Annotated in this window: 16 protein-coding genes; 4 read left to right on the forward strand and 12 right to left on the reverse strand. The window is 51.2% G+C overall.

The features are described 5' to 3' along the window. Positions 1–129: 129 nt before the first annotated feature. Positions 130–996: a UDP-2,3-diacylglucosamine diphosphatase gene (locus EA58_RS15705; protein WP_081819711.1), complete on the forward strand. Its 867-nt coding sequence runs from the start codon at positions 130–132 to the stop codon at positions 994–996. 84 nt (positions 997–1080) lie between these two features. On the opposite strand, the gene ydiJ is transcribed toward EA58_RS15705, so the two are convergent. Then, the gene (gene ydiJ / locus EA58_RS15710; RefSeq protein WP_036754878.1) at positions 1081–4140 is read right to left on the reverse strand and encodes a D-2-hydroxyglutarate dehydrogenase YdiJ; all 3060 of its coding nucleotides are present in this window, start codon (positions 4138–4140) and stop codon (positions 1081–1083) included. Between the two features lie 170 nt (positions 4141–4310). Then, on the reverse strand, positions 4311–5834 hold the full coding sequence (locus tag EA58_RS15715) for a phosphatase PAP2 family protein (RefSeq protein ID WP_051642145.1): 1524 nt from the start codon (positions 5832–5834) through the stop codon (positions 4311–4313). Between the two features lie 186 nt (positions 5835–6020). Between EA58_RS15715 and EA58_RS15720 the strand changes: the two genes are divergently transcribed. Both EA58_RS15720 and EA58_RS15725 read left to right on the forward strand, forming a co-directional pair. Further along, positions 6021–7694, forward strand: a complete 1674-nt coding sequence (locus EA58_RS15720; protein WP_036754992.1) for a VRR-NUC domain-containing protein — start codon at positions 6021–6023, stop codon at positions 7692–7694. Between the two features lie 121 nt (positions 7695–7815). Beyond that, positions 7816–8670 (forward strand): pirin family protein, encoded by an 855-nt coding sequence (locus tag EA58_RS15725; RefSeq protein WP_235199629.1) that lies wholly within the window; start codon positions 7816–7818, stop codon positions 8668–8670. A 25-nt stretch (positions 8671–8695) separates the two neighbouring features. On the opposite strand, the gene EA58_RS15730 is transcribed toward EA58_RS15725, so the two are convergent. Both EA58_RS15730 and EA58_RS15735 read right to left on the reverse strand, forming a co-directional pair. After that, the gene (locus EA58_RS15730; protein ID WP_036754881.1) at positions 8696–9169 is read right to left on the reverse strand and encodes a DUF2947 domain-containing protein; all 474 of its coding nucleotides are present in this window, start codon (positions 9167–9169) and stop codon (positions 8696–8698) included. A 339-nt stretch (positions 9170–9508) separates the two neighbouring features. Beyond that, positions 9509–9727, reverse strand: coding sequence for a hypothetical protein (locus EA58_RS15735; RefSeq protein WP_036754883.1), 219 nt, complete (start codon positions 9725–9727; stop codon positions 9509–9511). Positions 9728–10179: 452 nt separating this feature from the next. Between EA58_RS15735 and EA58_RS15740 the strand changes: the two genes are divergently transcribed. Next, a complete protein-coding gene (locus tag EA58_RS15740; protein WP_152548074.1) occupies positions 10180–10962 on the forward strand; it encodes a DUF3108 domain-containing protein in 783 nt (260 codons plus the stop codon). A gap of 3 nt (positions 10963–10965) precedes the next feature. On the opposite strand, the gene EA58_RS15745 is transcribed toward EA58_RS15740, so the two are convergent. From EA58_RS15745 to EA58_RS15780, 8 genes are all read right to left on the reverse strand, one after another. Continuing rightward, entirely contained in the window at positions 10966–11217 is a 252-nt protein-coding gene (locus tag EA58_RS15745) for a hypothetical protein (RefSeq protein WP_036754885.1), read from the reverse strand. Continuing rightward, positions 11210–11770 (reverse strand): gamma-glutamylcyclotransferase family protein, encoded by a 561-nt coding sequence (locus EA58_RS15750; RefSeq protein WP_036754888.1) that lies wholly within the window; start codon positions 11768–11770, stop codon positions 11210–11212. The genes EA58_RS15745 and EA58_RS15750 overlap by 8 nt, the downstream gene beginning before the upstream one ends. Before the next feature lie 75 nt (positions 11771–11845). Further along, entirely contained in the window at positions 11846–12772 is a 927-nt protein-coding gene (locus tag EA58_RS15755; protein ID WP_036754891.1) for a 5-oxoprolinase subunit C family protein, read from the reverse strand. Next, complete coding sequence (gene pxpB, locus EA58_RS15760) at positions 12754–13458, reverse strand: 5-oxoprolinase subunit PxpB (RefSeq protein WP_036754894.1); 705 nt, start codon at positions 13456–13458, stop codon at positions 12754–12756. The genes EA58_RS15755 and pxpB overlap by 19 nt, the downstream gene beginning before the upstream one ends. Then, positions 13455–14195 carry a 5-oxoprolinase subunit PxpA gene (locus EA58_RS15765; RefSeq protein WP_036754897.1) on the reverse strand — a complete coding sequence of 247 codons (741 nt, stop codon included), beginning with the start codon at positions 14193–14195 and terminating at the stop codon, positions 13455–13457. Before EA58_RS15765 ends, pxpB begins: the two co-directional genes overlap by 4 nt. Positions 14196–14349: 154 nt before the next feature. Continuing rightward, positions 14350–14844, reverse strand: coding sequence for a hypothetical protein (locus EA58_RS15770; RefSeq protein ID WP_152548075.1), 495 nt, complete (start codon positions 14842–14844; stop codon positions 14350–14352). Positions 14845–14994: 150 nt separating this feature from the next. Next, positions 14995–15567, reverse strand: coding sequence for an elongation factor P-like protein EfpL (gene efpL / locus EA58_RS15775; RefSeq protein ID WP_036754903.1), 573 nt, complete (start codon positions 15565–15567; stop codon positions 14995–14997). 168 nt (positions 15568–15735) lie between these two features. Continuing rightward, positions 15736–17925 carry a vWA domain-containing protein gene (locus EA58_RS15780; protein WP_152548076.1) on the reverse strand — a complete coding sequence of 730 codons (2190 nt, stop codon included), beginning with the start codon at positions 17923–17925 and terminating at the stop codon, positions 15736–15738. Between the last annotated feature and the right edge of the window lie 272 nt (positions 17926–18197).

Raw genomic sequence — 18197 nt, forward strand, 5'->3', positions numbered from 1 at the left:
TGACCGGTCCGTCGCTAATTAAAACAAATTCATTGCAATGAACCCGTCACCGGAACGACACCGCTTCGTCACAGTAAAAAATTACGCTTTTCCTGAAACTGATACCTTGATAAACAGGTCCAATCGACTATGGGAAAACACGCCTACCGTACGCTTTGGTTGTCAGACATTCATCTGGGAAACCGGGATTGTAAGGTTGACTACCTGCTGGACTTTCTGACACGACACCGGGCCGACACCATCATCTTAGTTGGTGATATCGTCGACCTCTGGTCACTCAAATCCCGTTATCACTGGCCGGAAAGCCACACTCGGGTGATCCGCCTGCTCCTTGAAAGTTCTGAACAGGGTTGCCGGATTATCTATATCCCAGGCAACCATGACGAAGCCATTCGAAAGTTTATTCAGTTTAATCTGGGGAATGTTGAACTGGCGCACCGTTACCTGCACACCAGCGCCAGCGGTAAACAGATTCTGGCCTTGCATGGTGATGAATTTGACAGCATGGTTTGCCACAGCAAACTCACATCACTGCTGGGCGATGTCGGCTACGATCTGTTACTGTTCCTGAACCGCTGGATCAATGCCTATCGCCGGGTAACCAAACAACCCTACTGGTCACTGGCAAGCTATATCAAAGCCAGAGTCGAAAAAGCCAATATTGCGATTGCCCGTTTTCGTCATGCCGCAGTCACCATGGCCAAGCATAAAGATGTCGATGCAATTGTCTGCGGCCATATCCATCACCCCGAAATCAAAGATGAAAATAATATCCTCTATCTGAATGACGGTGACTGGATAGAAAACTGTACCTTTCTGGCTGAGCACTATGATGGGATCATTGAATTGATCCGCTGGACAGAACATGCAGAACTTCTGGATAGCTCCGATAAATTCAGAGTCAAACGCGACAAACCCTTGGTCATGATGGAAGAAAAGCACGAAGACCGCGAAGACCGCGAAGACCGCGAAGACCGCGAAGACAAGGTTGCATAAAAGAGAAAGGGTTGAATAATAAACGGCAGAAAAAAACGGCGGAAGCCTGTGCTGTCCGCCGTTTTTTCTGGATCCGCAGATCCCTTAAGCCGTGCTGACCAGACGAAGCAGCACCTGAACCGGGTGTTTCATTTTGATCTGCTCAAAACGTTTCACCTGGCTTCGGCAGGAATAACCGGTCGCCATGCATCGCTCACCGTCCAGCTGAGCCAGATTGGGTTGCCAGCTCAAACCAAACACCCCTTTTGAAGTCTCCAGTTTGTCTTTCTCATGACCAAAGGTGCCGGCCATGCCGCAGCAACCCACCGAAACCGCATTGAGCTGAGCGCCGAAGTGACGGAAGATTGCCGCCCATTCTTTCTCGGCATTAGGCAATTTGGTTTTTTCGGTACAGTGCGCAAAGAGATGCCAGGGTTGATCATCACGTGCCTCAAAGGCATCCAGCTCATTCAATAATGGGGTCAGCCATTCATGGGCCGTCATCACTTTAAAATCACCGCGCTTGTCGCCCAGCATCTCGTTGTACTCGTCGCGGTAACAAAGCACCAGCGCCGGATCAACACCGACCATCGGCATGCCTAAAGCATCCAGCTGATTCAGAAAATCTGCGGTATTCCGTGCAGTTTTCGCGAACTGACGCAGGAAACCTTTCACATGCTGTGCTTTTCCGTTTGGCTTGAACGGCACCAGCATCGGCTTCTTGCCCAGCTTCTCAATCAGCAGTACAAAGTCACGGACAACTTCAGCATCGTAATAACTGGTGAACGGATCCTGTACCACCAGCACATACTGCTGACGCTCTTCCGCCGACAGCGCCTGTAACCACTGCAAATCAAACCGCGTCGCATGATGACCGGTCAGCCCCTGCATCAGCGTCGGCACGGACAGTTCAGGCATATCCACATAGCCCAGCATTTTTTCAGTCAGAGATTTTGACCAGCCGGGCCGCATGGCGGCATTCACCAACGACGGCGCTTTGGCCATCAGCGGCAGATAATTTTCAACATAAGCCACCAGATAGTCTTTGGCCGGACGCTGATAGCGGCTGTAATAAATATTGAGGAAACGAGACCGGAAGCTTGGGACATCAACCTTAATCGGACACTGACTGGCACAGGCTTTACAGGCCAGGCAGCCGTTCATGGCTTCCATTACCTCATGGGAATAATCATACTGGTGACGCTGACGCCCGAAAGTGTTGCGGAACCGATCGATGATCTGCTTCACCGTCAGTGATTTTTCCATCAAATTCTGCTCGATCCGAACCGGATCAACGCCTTGTGCTGCCAGTAAACGCAGCCACTCACGCACCAGACCGGCACGGCCTTTCGGGGAATGACGGCGATCAGCGCTCACTTTCATCGACGGACACATCGGCGAACTGGTGTCGTAGTTAAAACACAGGCCGTTGCCATTACATTCCATCGCCAGTTTAAAGCTGTCACGCACCTGAACCGGGATTTGGCGGTCAAAATAGCCGCGTTTCGGGCCATCAACTTTCACCAGCTCGGCATCACTCGCCAGCGGCGTACAAATTTTGCCCGGATTCAGGCGGTTGTCCGGGTCAAATGCGGCTTTGATTCGGCGCAGTTCCGTGAAAAGTGCTTCACCAAAAAACTCAGGACCATATTCAGAACGATAACCTTTACCGTGTTCCCCCCACATCAGGCCGCCATATTTTGCCACCAGCGCAACGACCTGATCCGAGATTTCCTTCATCAGTTTTTCTTGCTGCGGGTCACACATATCCAATGCCGGACGTACGTGCAGTACCCCGGCATCCACATGGCCAAACATGCCGTAGTGCAATTGCCTGTCGTCCAGCAACTGGCGGAATTCGACAATAAAATCAGCCAGATTTTCAGGCGGCACACAGGTATCTTCTGCAAACGGAATCGGTTTTTGCCAGCCCTTCGCTGCACCCAGTAACCCTACCGCTTTCTTGCGCATGTTGTAGATCTTGTTGATGCTGTCGAGATCGTCACACACCTGATAGCCGATAATGCCCTGCTGACCAATCAGATTGTCCAGACGCTCGCACAGCGCCTGAACCTGTTCTGCAATCAGTTCAGGCTCGTTTCCGGCAAACTCAACAATGTTGATCCCCTGCATGTCTTTGCCCGGTACATCCGTCATCAAATCACTGACTGTATGCCAGACAATATCCTGCCGGGCCAGATTCAGTACTTTCGAATCGACCGTTTCGACCGATAGCGCTTTGGCTTCGACCATCACCGGCGCATTTCGCAACGCCGCATCAAAACTGTCGTACTTGATGTTCACCAACTTGCGGGCTTTCGGAATCGGCGTGATATTGAGCTTCGCTTCGGCAATAAACGCAAGTGAGCCTTCCGCACCACAAAGCAGTCGGGCCGGATCAAAACGGGTCAGCGCATCGTCGTAAACATGCTTGAGATCGTAACCGGTCAGAAAACGGTTCAGCGGTGGGAATTTGTCGAGGATCTGCTGACGGTTTTCACGACAGACACGCGCCGCAACAGCAATCGCTTCTGCCACCTGACCCTCAGCTTTTGACAGCGCGGCAACGCCGTCTTCCGTGAGCGGCTCTGTATCCAGAACCGAACCATCGACCAGCACGGCTTTCAGCGCCAGGACATGATCTGAGGTTTTTCCGTATTGCAGCGAGCCCTGACCGGAGGCATCTGTATTTACCATGCCACCAATGGTCGCACGATTACTGGTCGACAAATCCGGCGAAAAAAAGAAGCCATGCGGGCGCAGTGCGTCATTGAGCTGATCTTTCACCACCCCGGTCTGTACCCGTACCCAGCCTTCTTCCGGGTTAATTTCCAGAATCTGGTTCATATGGCGGGACAAATCAACCACAATCCCCGGTGTCAGAGACTGGCCGTTGGTTCCAGTGCCGCCGCCGCGGGGAGAAAAACTCACCTGCCGGTATTCGGCTCGCTGACCAATTTGACCCACCCGGATCAGATCATCGACATTTTTCGGAAACACCACCGCCTGAGGCAGTTGCTGATAAATACTGTTATCGGTAGCCACCGCCAGGCGGCTGGCATAAGTGCGTTCAACATCGCCAGAAAAACCTGCGTCTTCCAGCGCATCAAGATAGGACAGCACAACGTCGTTAATGCTGTGCTCATACGTCAGTGCGGGTAACATTGCTCTCCTTGTCCAGTCTAGGGCTCGCCTAATTCCACTGGCTCCATTCTCTGTTAGCCTGACAGGCCTTATTGATATAATCGTTTGCCTTCACTTTACCGCACTCAGGACATGAAACAAAGCATTAGGAGCCGAGAACCTTTCAGAACTCAGCCCCTGAAAAACGCCGCTTACGGCTTCGATTCCGGCTCAGCCAGAAGTCTTAGCATGATGGAAGATCCGGCAACCACCCAGAGTGCCAGCAGGAACGCACCTGCGGCACGCAGGCTTAAAATAATCGGGCTCACTGAACAGGCATTTGCCAGCACCGCTGAAAAATAAGCGATCCCACCGGCCCCCAGCAACAGGCAAATCGCCACGCAGAAATGACGTATCACCGACAGATTCAGACTTCGTTTCGGCAAAGCATCCAGGCTGAGAAAAACCCCCAGAGAAATTGCAAACAGGTAAGTATGTTGCGGGAGTTGCGTCAAACCGGCAGCAACGCCGGTCAGCACTGTAATCCCCAGCCAGATCGACTTACCGCGAATTGTTTCCGGCGTGATCAGACGGGAAAAAGAAACCAGCAGCAGAACCCCAATCAGCATGGCAGCCAGCGTATCACTGATAAAATGAACCCCGTACCAGACTCGCGCCGTTGCTTGCCCCAGCACCAGAATCGACAAAGTGAGCAAACCCACTTTGCCATGATGCCAGGATTTGCCCACACAAAATTTCAGCCACAGCATCCCCCAAATCACAGTGGCCAGCAAAGTGTGACCACTCGGAAAACCATAGCCGTATGCTTCACCATTTTGCAGATCCGGGATCAGGTAAAAAGGTCTCGGTGAATGCAATACATTCTTCAGCCAGGTTGAGAGCAAAATGGTCACAATCGCGGCGGCGACCAGTTGTAACATCGCGCCCGGACCCAGAAGGGAGGCAACCACCACAATCAGCAGGAAGACAAACCAATACTCTCCCGGTAAATTAAACAACCACATCAGGCTGTCAAACATCACTCTGGCGGTATCCGGTAAAGCTTTTCCCCAGGCCTGAAACTTCTGTATCACAGGCAATTCCGCCTGATGCAATCCGTTTGCTTGCGAACGGATATCACTGAAAAAAACGACCTCACTTTCAGGGGTTGCCTGCATCCACTGATAGAGATAGATCATGTCCCCCGGATAACGGTATTCCCCCTCCGCCAGTGTCAAAGGAGACATCAGGTAGACATTCTTGATCTCGGAGCCAAAGTGCTGTGCTTGCCAGGATGCAACTTTATGACGTTGATAGCTGTCAGAACGGTCAGCTACCAGAATGGGCTGTTTCGCCACACAGGCAAAAATTGCAGCTCTGTCGCGATACTGAAGCAATTGAACCACATCGACATCCAGCCCGGTTTCTTCTTTGGCTTCTCGCTGAGCCGTCAGGCTTGCCGTATCCCGGTTATCAATATAACCGCCGGGTATCGACAGCTTCTGCGAGATCACCTCTGAAACCATAATCATCTTCTTGCCGTATCGAATGACGCAGGCTGCCCCCACCAAATCCGTCGGCTGCTCAGGCTGTGAGATCACTGGACGAGGGATGTTCTCAGTATTTTCCTCTGTCGCACTTGCAACACGAGGCATCAAGACCATGCCGAACAGAAACAACGTCAGAACGAAGAAGCATACAGGGGCATACGGATAAGGATCACGCTCTCTGATCACTGGAAACCTTTGCTATATAACAATTACCGTGAAAGATTTTAACAATGTGCGACATATGCCACCATGAAAAAAGGCTTAGTGTGTGATGCTATGGTAATTTCATTTGCCTGCAGCGCGTACTGACGCTTTACGGCTGCGTGAGAAATTCCCACAATACATCAATCTCTGATGGTCGGTGAGACAAAGATGACCCAAAGCCCCCCTGCGGTTCTTGCAACCGAATACTACCGAGAGAATTTCGAGCTACTGTTAGACACCGTCCACCAGCAGTACCGGGATTTGCTCAGCCAGTCTGAACGACACTGGGTTGCCACCTACCATGATTTGCCCGTCAGCGCGAGGCTGCTTTATATTCGGCTGCTGTCTCGCAAAGGCCAGTTCTTCCGCATCAGCAAACTTCATTATGCTGAAATCAGCCCAATGCATCTTGCGGTTCAAGCGCTGGATGCATGTGGTTTTATCACAATCAACCGGGCAGACTGGCCAATGCCCGAATTACTGTCTCTGTTCACTAAACCTGAGTTGCTCAGCCAATATCATGCCAAAGCCTATCCTGAATTATGGGCCAAAAACAGCGCATTAAAACAAGCGCGTAAACCCGAACTGATCGAAGCGCTGCTGAGTGCAAATCTTTCCATGTTATCCCTACAGGAAACGATTGTTCATGTTGAACATCAGGCGCACCTCAACACATTTCTGCTGTTATTTTTCGGAAATCAGCATCAGGATTTAAGCCAGTTTGTGCTGGCCGATCTGGGTCTGCACCAATTTGAGTGCTATCAAACAGACACATCGACCCGACTGTTTCAACAACGGCATCACATCTTGCAATGGTTGTCGCTGGAAGCGCTTGCCCGACAGTATGAAGACAGTTTCGGTCACAAAAACAGTCAGAACGGCAGAGAAAACATCACACGGGAGCAATTTGCCCGAAACCTCCCGAAGACCCTCCACTGGCAGCCGCTGGAAAGACGCCGGCAAAGGCTGCTGAACCGAATCGGGCGGGATCTGGAACGCCAGGGCCGTGACGATCTTGCCCTATACCTGTACCGGCAAAGTACATTGCCGCCCAGCCGGGAGCGACAAGTGCGCATTCTGGACCGGTTGAACCGTCACCAGACCGCACTGGCCCTCAGCGAAACCATGCAACGCTTGCCTTACAATGAGGAAGAACGGGAAGTCGGACAACGACTGAACATCAAACTTCGACGCACTTTGGCGTTACCCTATGAGCCTCCCGCCAAAGACTGTTTCACCGAAGACACCCTGACCCTGCCCGCCACCGGTCAGCGTGTTGAGCTGGCTGTCGCTGAACATTATCAGCAACAGGGCTGGCACGTCTATTACACGGAAAATGCCCTGCTTTGCGGTTTATTTGGTCTGGCTTTCTGGGACATTATCTTTGCACCCGTCCCGGGTGCGTTTCTGAACCCGTTTCAGCGGGCCCCTCGGGATATGTACCACAGTGAATTCTGTGAACGCCGACAGCCGCAATTATCAGCCCGGCTTGAAGCCATTCGTTCAGCACGCTGGCACGATTGGCTAACTGTCTTTGAACAAAAATCCGGCCTCAGTAATGACTGGGTCAACTGGTCGCTTCTGTCCCCGGATTTAATCAGGCAAACGGTGCAGTGTTTAACCGGGGAACAGCTTTACGCAATCTTGTCTCGTCTGTTATTCGATCCGCGCCACAATCGCAGTGGTCAGCCAGATTTGGTGATGTTCAAACAAGGCAACATCAAATGGGTAGAAGTCAAAGGTCCCGGGGACACGCTTCAGGCGAATCAGAAACGCTGGCTGCGCCTTTTCCGGCAACTGGATCTGGACGCCAGCATTAACCATGTTCGCTGGCAAATGTGAACTGACTCAAGGAAGGTAAAATTGCTGTCAATTTAAGAAAACAAAGGGGTTCGAATAGTCGTTTAAAGCTTGTATGAACTAAGCTCTATTCACCAGTAGTACAGATTTCAGTGGTGCGATCATGAAAGCGACAAGAACGATTAATAAAATCCGCTACGGTCGGAAATCCGGCCCCATGACAGCCTACATTTATCACGATAATCTGACCGAACTCAATTCTGAACTGAACCCATTTGTCCTCTGGGATCACTTTGATGCCAACGGAATTAAAGAAGAAACCGGGCTCGATTACCACGGGCATTCAGGGATTGAAGCCTTTAGTTACCCTGTCACTGGCACCTTACACCATACCGATTCCTGTGGTTGTTCTGTCACGATGCGAACAGGTGATGTCCAGGTAATGACATCGGGCCGGGGAGTGATTCATAAAGACACCATGCAACCACTGGGTGGGCGCGCTGAATCCTTCGCGCTCTGGACCGCGCTCCCGGCCGGTGATCAAGAGATGGCTGATGCCGCCAGTCAGTACGTCAGTACCGACAATTTGCCGTTGGTCGAAGAAATGGACGCCACCACAAAAGTGTTAATCGGCCAGTATAAAGATGCCACCAGCCCACTGACATCCAGCATTCCTGTCACCTATCTGGATATTATGATTGCCCCTTATGGCGGCTGGTACTGGGAACCGGATGTACAGCAGCAGGTCGGTTTTGTGTATCTGCGCTCAGGGTCTGTCTATATTGGTGCCAATCAGCTGTATCCGCAGCAGATGGGCATCCTGAATCCCTCAACGCTGCCTATCCATATCAAAACCAGCCGAAAGGGAGCGCGACTGTTCCTGGTACTGGGCCAACCCCTCGATCAGCCCCTGCTTTGCTCCGGCGGTTCGGTTCATTCCAATCAAGAGAACCTGCATCTGGGCAGTGACACAATCAGCGCTCTCATGGAAAACCAGGCCGTTCACCAGCCGTCCTGACGCTGTTTCTGACTTTGACTGTTACTTACTCACGATGGCCGAACTGACAGGTTCCGTCTGACTGAAACCAGACTGCCTGCGTTTTCTTTTTCGCAATCAGCAACGGGCCATCATCGAAAAATAAAAAATTCTTCCAGTGACGCCGGAACACCGCCCAGGTGGTTTCAATCAGGTTGTATTTCTCATAACAGAAATAAACCGGTGTGTTGTCTTCCCAGCACAGAAACTCAGCTAATGCTTCCGGCAAGGCTGGATCATCCCCATCCCAAGCGTTTTGCCAGTCGACGGATTCAATCCAGTTTTTATCCTGATTCGGCCAGTCACCACTTCCGAAATGATCGGCATCCGGGCTTTGCGCACTAATATGCTCTCGCCACAGAATCGCCGAGCGCGCCTGAGTCAACGGTTTAATTTGAGCCAGATCCTCAGCCGGAACAGGCATAGAAGCGTGGGTAAAAATCCACTTGCGGGAATAAGCGTTGATATCAATATAGTGCATGATCAAATTCGGAAAACAATGAGACCGGGAAATGTACCGCAGATAACGATGCGATGCCAGAAAGGGCCGAATTTTGTCCGGAGAATTTCGCTGAAAAATACAGCAACAGCATGAAACTGAACATAGCACTGGATAGAAGACTGAACGACAAGGGGCAGCCCTGACAGGACTGACCCCGACACGTCATTCTCACTGATTTCGTGCGTTCAACCGGAAAATTCGGGATCAATGTATTCACAGAACCTCATGCCCGTAGCAAGGTCGACGATGCCTTCCCATCACCAACCGCTGATAGCATGAATCTGATCCGTTTTTTCAGGTCCGTTTTTCAGGTTGATTTTATTTCGCACTCCAGAAATTGCTGACCCAGCCACCTGTCTGCTCATCAAAATGATTGCCACTGAATAAGTGATTGTCACCATGGTCAGTCACATGCGCTCTGGATTCCAATAACTGATAAATATGGTTCGCCATAGGATCATCGCTGCCTTCAAGCCGTTTTCGGGTCGCAACCTCCTTAATAATTTGCAGCCGATAGGCACCGTTTGCCTTCTTCATCCTGTCCTCCCGCACTTTTTTCGCTCACTTTGCTTCTGATACATGCCGCAAGGGCTCATAAAACATAGGTTCGGACCTCAAAAGCGTCAAATTTTCGACATCTCATTGTCATATTGATTTGCTACCACCAAGAAAAGGAACAAACCACTTTTCAAGTAATTAGCCTTTCCGGTTGTCTCGGAAAGGGGACGGTTTCAAATGAAGATTCATTTAAGCGGCTGAATTTACTGGCATTACCCTGACATAAAAACTTCATACATCAGCCATGATACTGCTCTGGGTTTTTCAGACCACAAAGCATAGAAAACTGGACGTTTCCGTCACTCACAGTCAGGTAGCCGGAACTCATCCGACGGAATGATTGTCTCAGCTATGGATAACAAAAATAGTTCTATCTGCTAAGTTAATCATGTGGCCAGTTGATTGGTCACATTCAGACTCTGGGAGGTTTTGTGAGTCGTTTGATAGTGTCTGCTTTCCTGACGTTCAGTATGGCGTCGTCTGCTGCAGTTGCATCCCCACCCGTGGAATGGCACCAGTGTGTCAAAACGATGACCTATGACCTTTTCTATGGCAGCCATAAAATCGGCTTTTTTGAGCGGAAGCTGAGCTGGGAAAACAATCAGCAGGTCGATATCCGATCCCGCAGTAAACTCTCTGCGCTGGTTGTTAAAACGAATTTTGAACAGCAAACCCGCCTGGTTTGGTCGGAGATGAAAAACTCTTTCATCACGCAATCCTTCAATCGTAGTATTTCAGGTTTAATCGATGGCAGAACTCGCGGCCAGTTTAATCAGGATGGTACCCGCTCCGATATCGTCAATGACGGTGAGAAGCTGAGTTTTAACAGCGGTGATCTGCCGTTACTGGATGTGGAAGCGGTGGCCAGCCAGATGCGCCTGAATCTGATTCAGGGCAAAAAAACGTTTGATTTCAAAATGCAGGAGTCCGACGATGTCAGCCATTACTACTTCAGCGTTGCCGGAGAAGAAACCCTGAATACCAACTACGGCAAAGTGAAAACCATTCGGGTCGAACAAATCAAAAAGCCCGACCGGGAAGTGAATTTGTGGTTTGCGCCCGAGCTGGACTACCAACTGGTCCGTGGCACCTATAAGCGAAAAATTCTTGATTTAAAAGCCGTTCTGCGCAACAAGCGTGAAGTCTGCCCTCAGAGCTACTTCACCCATAATCTCAGTGAGATGACGGCCAAATCAAGCGCCATTGCCCCCTGAGACTTATTTCTGAAACGCTTTTCCGCCCATGATTTTCAATGCCGGCGTGCCTCGAATAAGCGCCTCTCTGGCAAACGGCTGCTCACAGCCGGGGCAATGACAAGGGACCACCGTGTGATCTTTGACGATGCGTTCCTTGAAACACTTGACCAAAGCCCCCTTCCCCCCTTTCCGATACTTCAACAGCAGGGTCCGGCACTGACTGCAATAGATCTCGACCGTTTTTTCCGGGCCTTTTTTATTGGGTTTAGCCATGAACCCTCACCGGGTGGATCAGGCGGTCAATCATGGGGAGGTGTGCGGCTTCAACACCAGCCAGATTCCCATACTTTGGTGCCTCACGGTCGTTTTCCAATGGGTGGTGCCACCCTGAAGTAGTTTCAATAAACGTCCGGGCAAAAGCGTCTGAAATCGACAAACATCCAGCCAGCACCGTATCGACATACGTTTGCATAATCGGGTTATGCTGGCACGGCGGTGCCGGATTCGCTTTGACATAAACCCAGACCGGCGCATCAAATTGCAGAATGTCACGCTGAGTGATCTGTCCGGGATCAACCTCGATGCGGGTATATCCCCGTTCCCTGTGATCAAAATGCATCAATGCCTGTTCTTCGACGCGTACCAGCACACCATTACAACGCCCTTCCCCGGGCATGGCCACCAACGGTGAAATGCTGTAAGTCCCATCCACTTTCCCCCAATGGCGCTCCAGCCCTTCCACAACAGCGGGAACAGCCTGACCGGTCTGGCCTGTCCGCTGACGCGATGCGCGATTAATTAAACTACCGTAACCAAAGATGTACATCGAATCCTCCACAAAAGACCTACAACCCGCATGAATATACCCCTCTGACGATGGCCAACCTAAATATGGCAAACCCTAATAGGGCAAGCCGAAAAAGTGCGAGAAACGTTGCCATGCTTTGCGCAATGATACCAAATCGCCACGAAGAAATCGGATGTCTTTACCCGGGCGCGCTTGCGCCAGTCTGGGCAAATCAATCCGGGCCACACAGCCCAATTTAGGATACCCCCCGAGGGTCTGTCGGTCGTTCAGCAAAACTATCGGTTGCCCGTTGGGTGGGATCTGCACCGCCCCCAGTGCGATCCCTTCAGAAACAATGCCCGCCGGCCCCCCCAGTATCGCATTGCCTTCCAGCCGACAGCCCATTCGGTCACTTTCAGGCAACACATGGTAGTGATTGTCGAAGAACTGATTGCGGGCATCGGGCGGGAATAAATCCCACTGAGACGACATCAGTAAATGCAGTTCAGCCGGACTGTCATAATCGGGAATAAAACGAGACGGTACATATCGAGGGCGGTGACGAATCAGACTCGGACGAATGGGTAATTGATCCCCCAGGGCTAACGCCCTGCCCTGCACACCGCCAATCTGATTCCGGATCACCGTGGCACGACTGTCTAAGATCCGGGGCACATCAATGCCCCCCTGAATCGCCAGATAAGCACGCAACCCGCTGCGGGCATAACCCAGTTGCAGGGTCTGTCCCTTGCGCATGACAAACGTTGCCCAACTGTCGACCGGTTCGCCATCCAGACTGGCCTGCATTTCCGCACCGGTGAGCGCACATTCAATATCTGCATGCGCCCTAAAACTGGCCTGACCCACCGTAATTTCCAGCTGAGCGCAGTCCATCGGGTTTCCCAGCAGATAATTAGCCCAGCAATAGGCATGCATATCCGCCGCACCGCCCTGACTGAGGCCCTGCCGGGCAACGCCCAGCCGGCCAGTATCTTGTACCAGGGTGAGTGCACCGGGGCGCATTACTTCCAGTGTGGCCATATTTCCCCTCCGAGAGACTGAAAAGTGGTTCGGTCAACGGGTTGAAAACGGACCTGATCTCCAACCTGAAACGGTGTCATCGGCGCCTGTTCCGGGTTGAACAGTGGCTTTGGACAATTGCCGATAATTTGCCAGCCGCCGGGAGACTGCGACGGATATACAGCGGTTTGCTGATTGGCGATACCGACACTGCCGGGCGCGACACTGAGTCGGGGTTCTGCATGACGCGGCGTCGCAATGGCTTCGTCCACGCTGGCTAAAAACGCAAAACCCGGCGCAAACCCGATCGCACAGACGGTGTATGTCTGCCCACAGTGCAGCGCAACCACCTCGTCAACACTCAAACCTTTTTCATCCGCCAACGGCACCAGATCCGGCCCGACGTCAGGATGGTAATAGACAGGTAATTCGATGAGTTTCCCCCCCGGATGCGTCAACAGGGGCTTCGCCTGCCAGGTGTCATAACACAGCTGAATTCGCTCTCTCAGCAATCGTTCGGTCACTTTATCCGGGTGAAAATGAATCAGAATGGAGGTATAAGCCGGCACAATGTCGATGAGCTGATTCGAAAAGTCAGCTTCAACCTGGCTCGCAAGCCGGGCAATGAACGGGGTCAGGCTGAGATCGATCTCATCAGACAGCTGGACCATCAGGCAGGTTTCTGAAACGGAATCAAATCGAATCATATGGTCATCGCCTTTCTGATGTCGGCAATCGTGGCAATTGATTCCGGATTGTCACCATGGACGCACAAAGTATCCGCCTGCAATTGCAATATTTGGCCACTCAATGTTGTCACCTGTCCGGATGCCAGTTCCAGTGCCTGTTGCAAAATTTTGTGGTGGTCATGATGCACCGCGCCGGGCTGGCTTCGTGCCACCAGATTGCCCTGCTCATCGTAAGCACGGTCTGCAAAGGCTTCAAACAGCAAATTGACCTGATGTTGCCGCGCCATGGCTTCAATGACACTGTTATCCCTTTTTGACAGCACCATCAGGCTCAGGGGGATATCTCGCTGGCGGTTCATCGCCGCCATAGCAGTCAGAATCGCTTCCAGCACCACCGGTTGCCCCATGAGGTCATGGTAAAGTGCACCATGTGGCTTCACATAGGCAACATGGCCACCATGCAACTGGCAAATCGCCTCCAGTGCACCGGTCTGATAAGCCACCAAATGGCGAATAGCGGCAGGGCTGTGGGGAATGCTGCGTCGGCCAAATCCGGGTTTGTCGTCATAACCGGGGTGCGCACCAATCACGACCTTGTGCGCAATGGCACAGGCAACCGTCTCCGACATAATGTCGGGATCTGAGGCATGAAAGCCGCAGGCAATATTCGCCATATCAATCCAGGGCATCACGGCTTCATCATCTCCCATTTGCCAGGAGCCGAAGCTTTCACCCATATCACAATTCAGTTTCATGCAAATCCTTAGCGCTCGCTGAAATCATCCTACCTGATTCAATTATAACGAGTTTGCCAAAGATTCACCCAAAGCCACAAGCAATGCCTTGTGACGATGACAACACCATCAACTTATCCAGACAATTCGAAGTCTTCACGGCTGCCACTTGAAACTAAATATTGAGGTAAGTCACGCACAGCTGGTCGGCATCGACTGAATCAGGCAATTCCAGAAGCGTTTTGGCGACGGCTTTTTCCCGGATTCCTTCGACCACCCGGATGCCGCCCCCTTCGTCAGCGCGTAGTGAATTGATGCTTTCCGGCAAAAAAATCATCCACAAGATCCCGTAGAATTTATGAATCCGGCTGGTATCTTCCCGGGTATAGAGCGTTTTTCCCTGATGTTCGATGGTCACTTTACTCTCGACATGTGAGAGCCAGTAGGTCGGGAATAATCCCAGGGTATACAGAGAAATCGTACCGGCAATATTATCATCGCCACCGTCTTGACCCGTATCGATCGAGACTTTCATCTGATAGCTGGATGGCGTATCCCCGCAGCCATCCACGTAGCGATCCACAATCACGTCTTCCAGATCGCCTCCCACGTAACCGGCGCATCCTTGTAGCATGCAGCATGTGATGAGACTCAGAAACATCCTTTTCATCGACCGACCTTTCTGTTGAGCGGGTATGTTCAGTGTAAGCCAGGTTGCATACGTCAGCGCCGTCTTCTGGAATTCCCGCGAGTAAAAAAACGGCCGCTCAATGAGCAGCCGTCGATTCAGTCATGCAGAAAAGTGTTCAAACAAAACACATTACTTCTCTACACGGTTCATGTATTTATGTTCCAGCGTGTTCACACGGATACGATCACCATTGGCGATGTACTCCGGCACCTGAACCGTCAGACCTGTACTCAGGACAGCAGGCTTGGTCCGTGCGCTGGCAGAGGCACCTTTAATCGACGGATCGGTTTCCACGATTTCCAGATCAACGGTGGACGGCAGTTCCAGCGCAACCGGTGCACCATTTACAACCAGCACATGCAGGCCCTGAATCTCTTCGGTGATGAACAGCAACTCTTCTTCAATCACCTCTTTATTGAAGTGATACGGCGTGTAATCTTCATTATCCATGAAGATGTACTCTTCGCCGTCAATGTAAGAGAAAGACGCAGGATGGCGGCTGAAATCGGCCAGCATGATGATGTCATCAGCCTTGAAGCTCACGTCCGCTTTCGCGTTCGTCGCCACGTCATACATACGCATCCGGTACAGGCTGCTTCCAGCGCGGCCGCTTGGGGTTAACTTGCTAATTTCCTTAACAAAGTAAACCTTACCTTCGTGTTCAATGGCTGCAGACTTTTTAATCTCACTCGCCTTTGGCATTGTCATAACTCCAATTAGTCGTTGGTCGCGAGAAAATAGCATGAAACGGCATGAAGACAAGTAGGCAATAAGAAAAAAGTGACCTTTCCGGACACTTCAGATGTCCTGATACAAAGCCATCACATTTCAGCTGGCTTCTGCATGTGAAACCAGCTGAAAATACGACAGTTAAGGCGTCGTTTGTACGTACTGATAAGCGATATAAATTTGTGCGCCAACCGGTGGAATCGCAGCCCCTGTAAACACAACAGATTGCGATAAAGGATAATACTGCCAGCCGTCAACGGTACTTCTCGGTACATCAACCCCATCGACTTTCACCGACAGTGATGACGACAGGATCTGATGGGTCGCAGCCAACGACAACTTATACCCCGCACTGGTTGCCCCGGCGTTATTGGCGACTGTATTCATGAAACTGTCATATTCGGATATCTGATCGATATTCAGTACTTTCCCCAACGTTGCTACCGCTAAGTCATCATATTGACTGCGACTTGCATCGCCGGGTTTCACAATGGCGTAAACACGGTAGCCATTATCGACAAACAGGTTCTGGCTGGGATCAAACGGCTGCGGTGTGCTTCCGTACTGGCTTGGCTCATCACTGACAATAATCACCGACATCGACGCTCCGGTGCGTGGATAACCCGCCAGCGTTACCGTACCGTTGACCGGATCCAGCGACTTCTCTGCAAACCAGATCCCTCTTTCGGTCGCGCTACCGCTTGTTCCCGGAATGAAATCCGTCTCAATCTGACTGGCATCATGCGTAAAACCCACACCTCGGAGTACATCTGTATCTGTGGTGATGGTGCCCACTTTAAAATCAATCCCGGAGGCACCAATGGTATTGATAAAACTCTGAGTCATGCTGCTCAGCTTATTCTGTTCATCTGACATACTGCCTGAGTTATCAATCACGAACAAAAAATCCGCTTTCGAGGTTGTTTGCTCTACGGCGCGGAACCAGTCAGCCTGTAATTCCAGCGTACTACCCAATGCGGCACTGATATTTTCAGAGGTCGTGGCACTGATAACATCAGCATAAAGGTCTACGTTATTTTTATCGACCAGCGTCGCCGTGATAATCAGGCTATCCGTTGGCTGCAGATAACTCACGACAATATCTAACTGAAATTGCATCGCAGCGACTTCAGTGGAAGCCGGTGTTAAGGTATCCGTCGCACCGCCAATCTGGTTCACCGCCATTTGCTGAAGCAGAATTTGCAGCAGATTCGTCGGCAGCATACTGCTGATGAGCGTGATATTGTAGCTCGCTGAAACATCTCCGCCCTCCAGAATGGTTTGCGAAAACTGATCGATCCGATCACCGGCCGACGGCAAGTTGTTACTGACCGCATTCACCATGGTTTGCAGAATCTGCGCTGCTGTTGTTCCCTGATTCAGCGCACCACGTTCCGCCACAAAGCCCACCAGCTCCGTGCTTTCCGGCGTTGGAATGGCAGCCATCCGCATCAGCGATTTCACCGACGCTGTTTTCGGATCCCCGTAAATCACAGTGCCTGTGATATCGCCTGTCACCGGTGACATGGTAAAGTCATCCGGCAGGAAAACCTGACGGCTCTCCAGTGAAACGGTTTGTGTTGCCGAAGGCGCCTGACTCACCGTGATGGTCACCGACTTCGTTTGCAACACCTGTTTGCCGGCACTGTCTTTTTTCTCGATCGAGACACGATAGGTAAACTGCCCTAACTCACTCCCGGCCTGAAGGTCCAGAATGTTCTGCTCATTCTGACTTCTGGGTTGCAGTGGCTTACCGGCTTCATCTTGCCAGACAATCGCATCCACCGCAGACGGATTCGTAATGGTTGCTTCCAGGACTGAGTTGCCATTGGTTACAATCGTTGATGGAGAAGCGGTCAGCGCGTTAATCACAGATTCCGGCGCATTCAGAGAGCCATCGCTGCATAATATCTGAGTCTCTGTCACTTCATCGCTGTCGAGCACGCTGTTGGTATTTTTATCAACCCCAAGAAATATTTTCTGGCCACCTGCCGGACAGTTCACATCATCCTTGGCAATAAAGGCAATCCCCACCAACGCCTGATCAAAAATGGCACTTCCCTCACCATCTGTGCTTTGCTGCCCGTTATTACAGATGTACTTGGAAGAGACATACTCTGCTGCGTCCAGCTGAGCGTTTTGATTGTCGTCATACCCCGCGATAATCCGGACGCCACCTGTGGCGCAATTCTCGTCATTCACGGCCAGCACTTCTGTTCGGATCATTGCCGTTTTGGCGGATCCAGAGGGATCATCGTTATCATCATCCCAGCAGGCCGTTAACGTGCTGGCCATAATGGTCAGCATTGCGACTTGAATGTTCCTTTTCATTTTTTCACCTAGCACTTTGACATTGAACGGTTTTACATTCGAGACAAATCACCGTCTGCGCCTGATGCGTTCCATCAGGCGCACGTCAGACGTACATCGATTCGGAATGAGTCGACAAGTTGCACCAAGCTCATATCTGCAACTATGCAACGGAGTGTGGTTGAATCCATTTCTAAATGGAACATAGGTTGGGATTTCAGAGGGTGAAATTCATAATTCCACCAAAAAAATTTGATGTAATCGGCATCATTATCTTTCAACTGACCCGCTAA

Source organism: Photobacterium galatheae (genome assembly GCF_000695255.1).
Lineage (GTDB): Bacteria > Pseudomonadota > Gammaproteobacteria > Enterobacterales > Vibrionaceae > Photobacterium > Photobacterium galatheae.

Coding starts and splice junctions, on each gene's coding strand:
- EA58_RS15745 (WP_036754885.1), bottom strand. CDS start 11,217: ATGGCTAAACCCAATAAAAAAGGCCCGGAAAAAACGGTCGAGATCTAT.
- EA58_RS15705 (WP_081819711.1), top strand. CDS start 130: ATGGGAAAACACGCCTACCGTACGCTTTGGTTGTCAGACATTCATCTG.
- EA58_RS15720 (WP_036754992.1), top strand. CDS start 6,021: ATGACCCAAAGCCCCCCTGCGGTTCTTGCAACCGAATACTACCGAGAG.
- EA58_RS15730 (WP_036754881.1), bottom strand. CDS start 9,169: ATGCACTATATTGATATCAACGCTTATTCCCGCAAGTGGATTTTTACC.
- EA58_RS15750 (WP_036754888.1), bottom strand. CDS start 11,770: ATGTACATCTTTGGTTACGGTAGTTTAATTAATCGCGCATCGCGTCAG.
- EA58_RS15770 (WP_152548075.1), bottom strand. CDS start 14,844: ATGAAAAGGATGTTTCTGAGTCTCATCACATGCTGCATGCTACAAGGA.
- efpL (WP_036754903.1), bottom strand. CDS start 15,567: ATGCCAAAGGCGAGTGAGATTAAAAAGTCTGCAGCCATTGAACACGAA.
- pxpB (WP_036754894.1), bottom strand. CDS start 13,458: ATGATTCGATTTGATTCCGTTTCAGAAACCTGCCTGATGGTCCAGCTG.
- ydiJ (WP_036754878.1), bottom strand. CDS start 4,140: ATGTTACCCGCACTGACGTATGAGCACAGCATTAACGACGTTGTGCTG.
- EA58_RS15765 (WP_036754897.1), bottom strand. CDS start 14,195: ATGAAACTGAATTGTGATATGGGTGAAAGCTTCGGCTCCTGGCAAATG.
- EA58_RS15735 (WP_036754883.1), bottom strand. CDS start 9,727: ATGAAGAAGGCAAACGGTGCCTATCGGCTGCAAATTATTAAGGAGGTT.
- EA58_RS15780 (WP_152548076.1), bottom strand. CDS start 17,925: ATGAAAAGGAACATTCAAGTCGCAATGCTGACCATTATGGCCAGCACG.
- EA58_RS15755 (WP_036754891.1), bottom strand. CDS start 12,772: ATGGCCACACTGGAAGTAATGCGCCCCGGTGCACTCACCCTGGTACAA.
- EA58_RS15725 (WP_235199629.1), top strand. CDS start 7,816: ATGAAAGCGACAAGAACGATTAATAAAATCCGCTACGGTCGGAAATCC.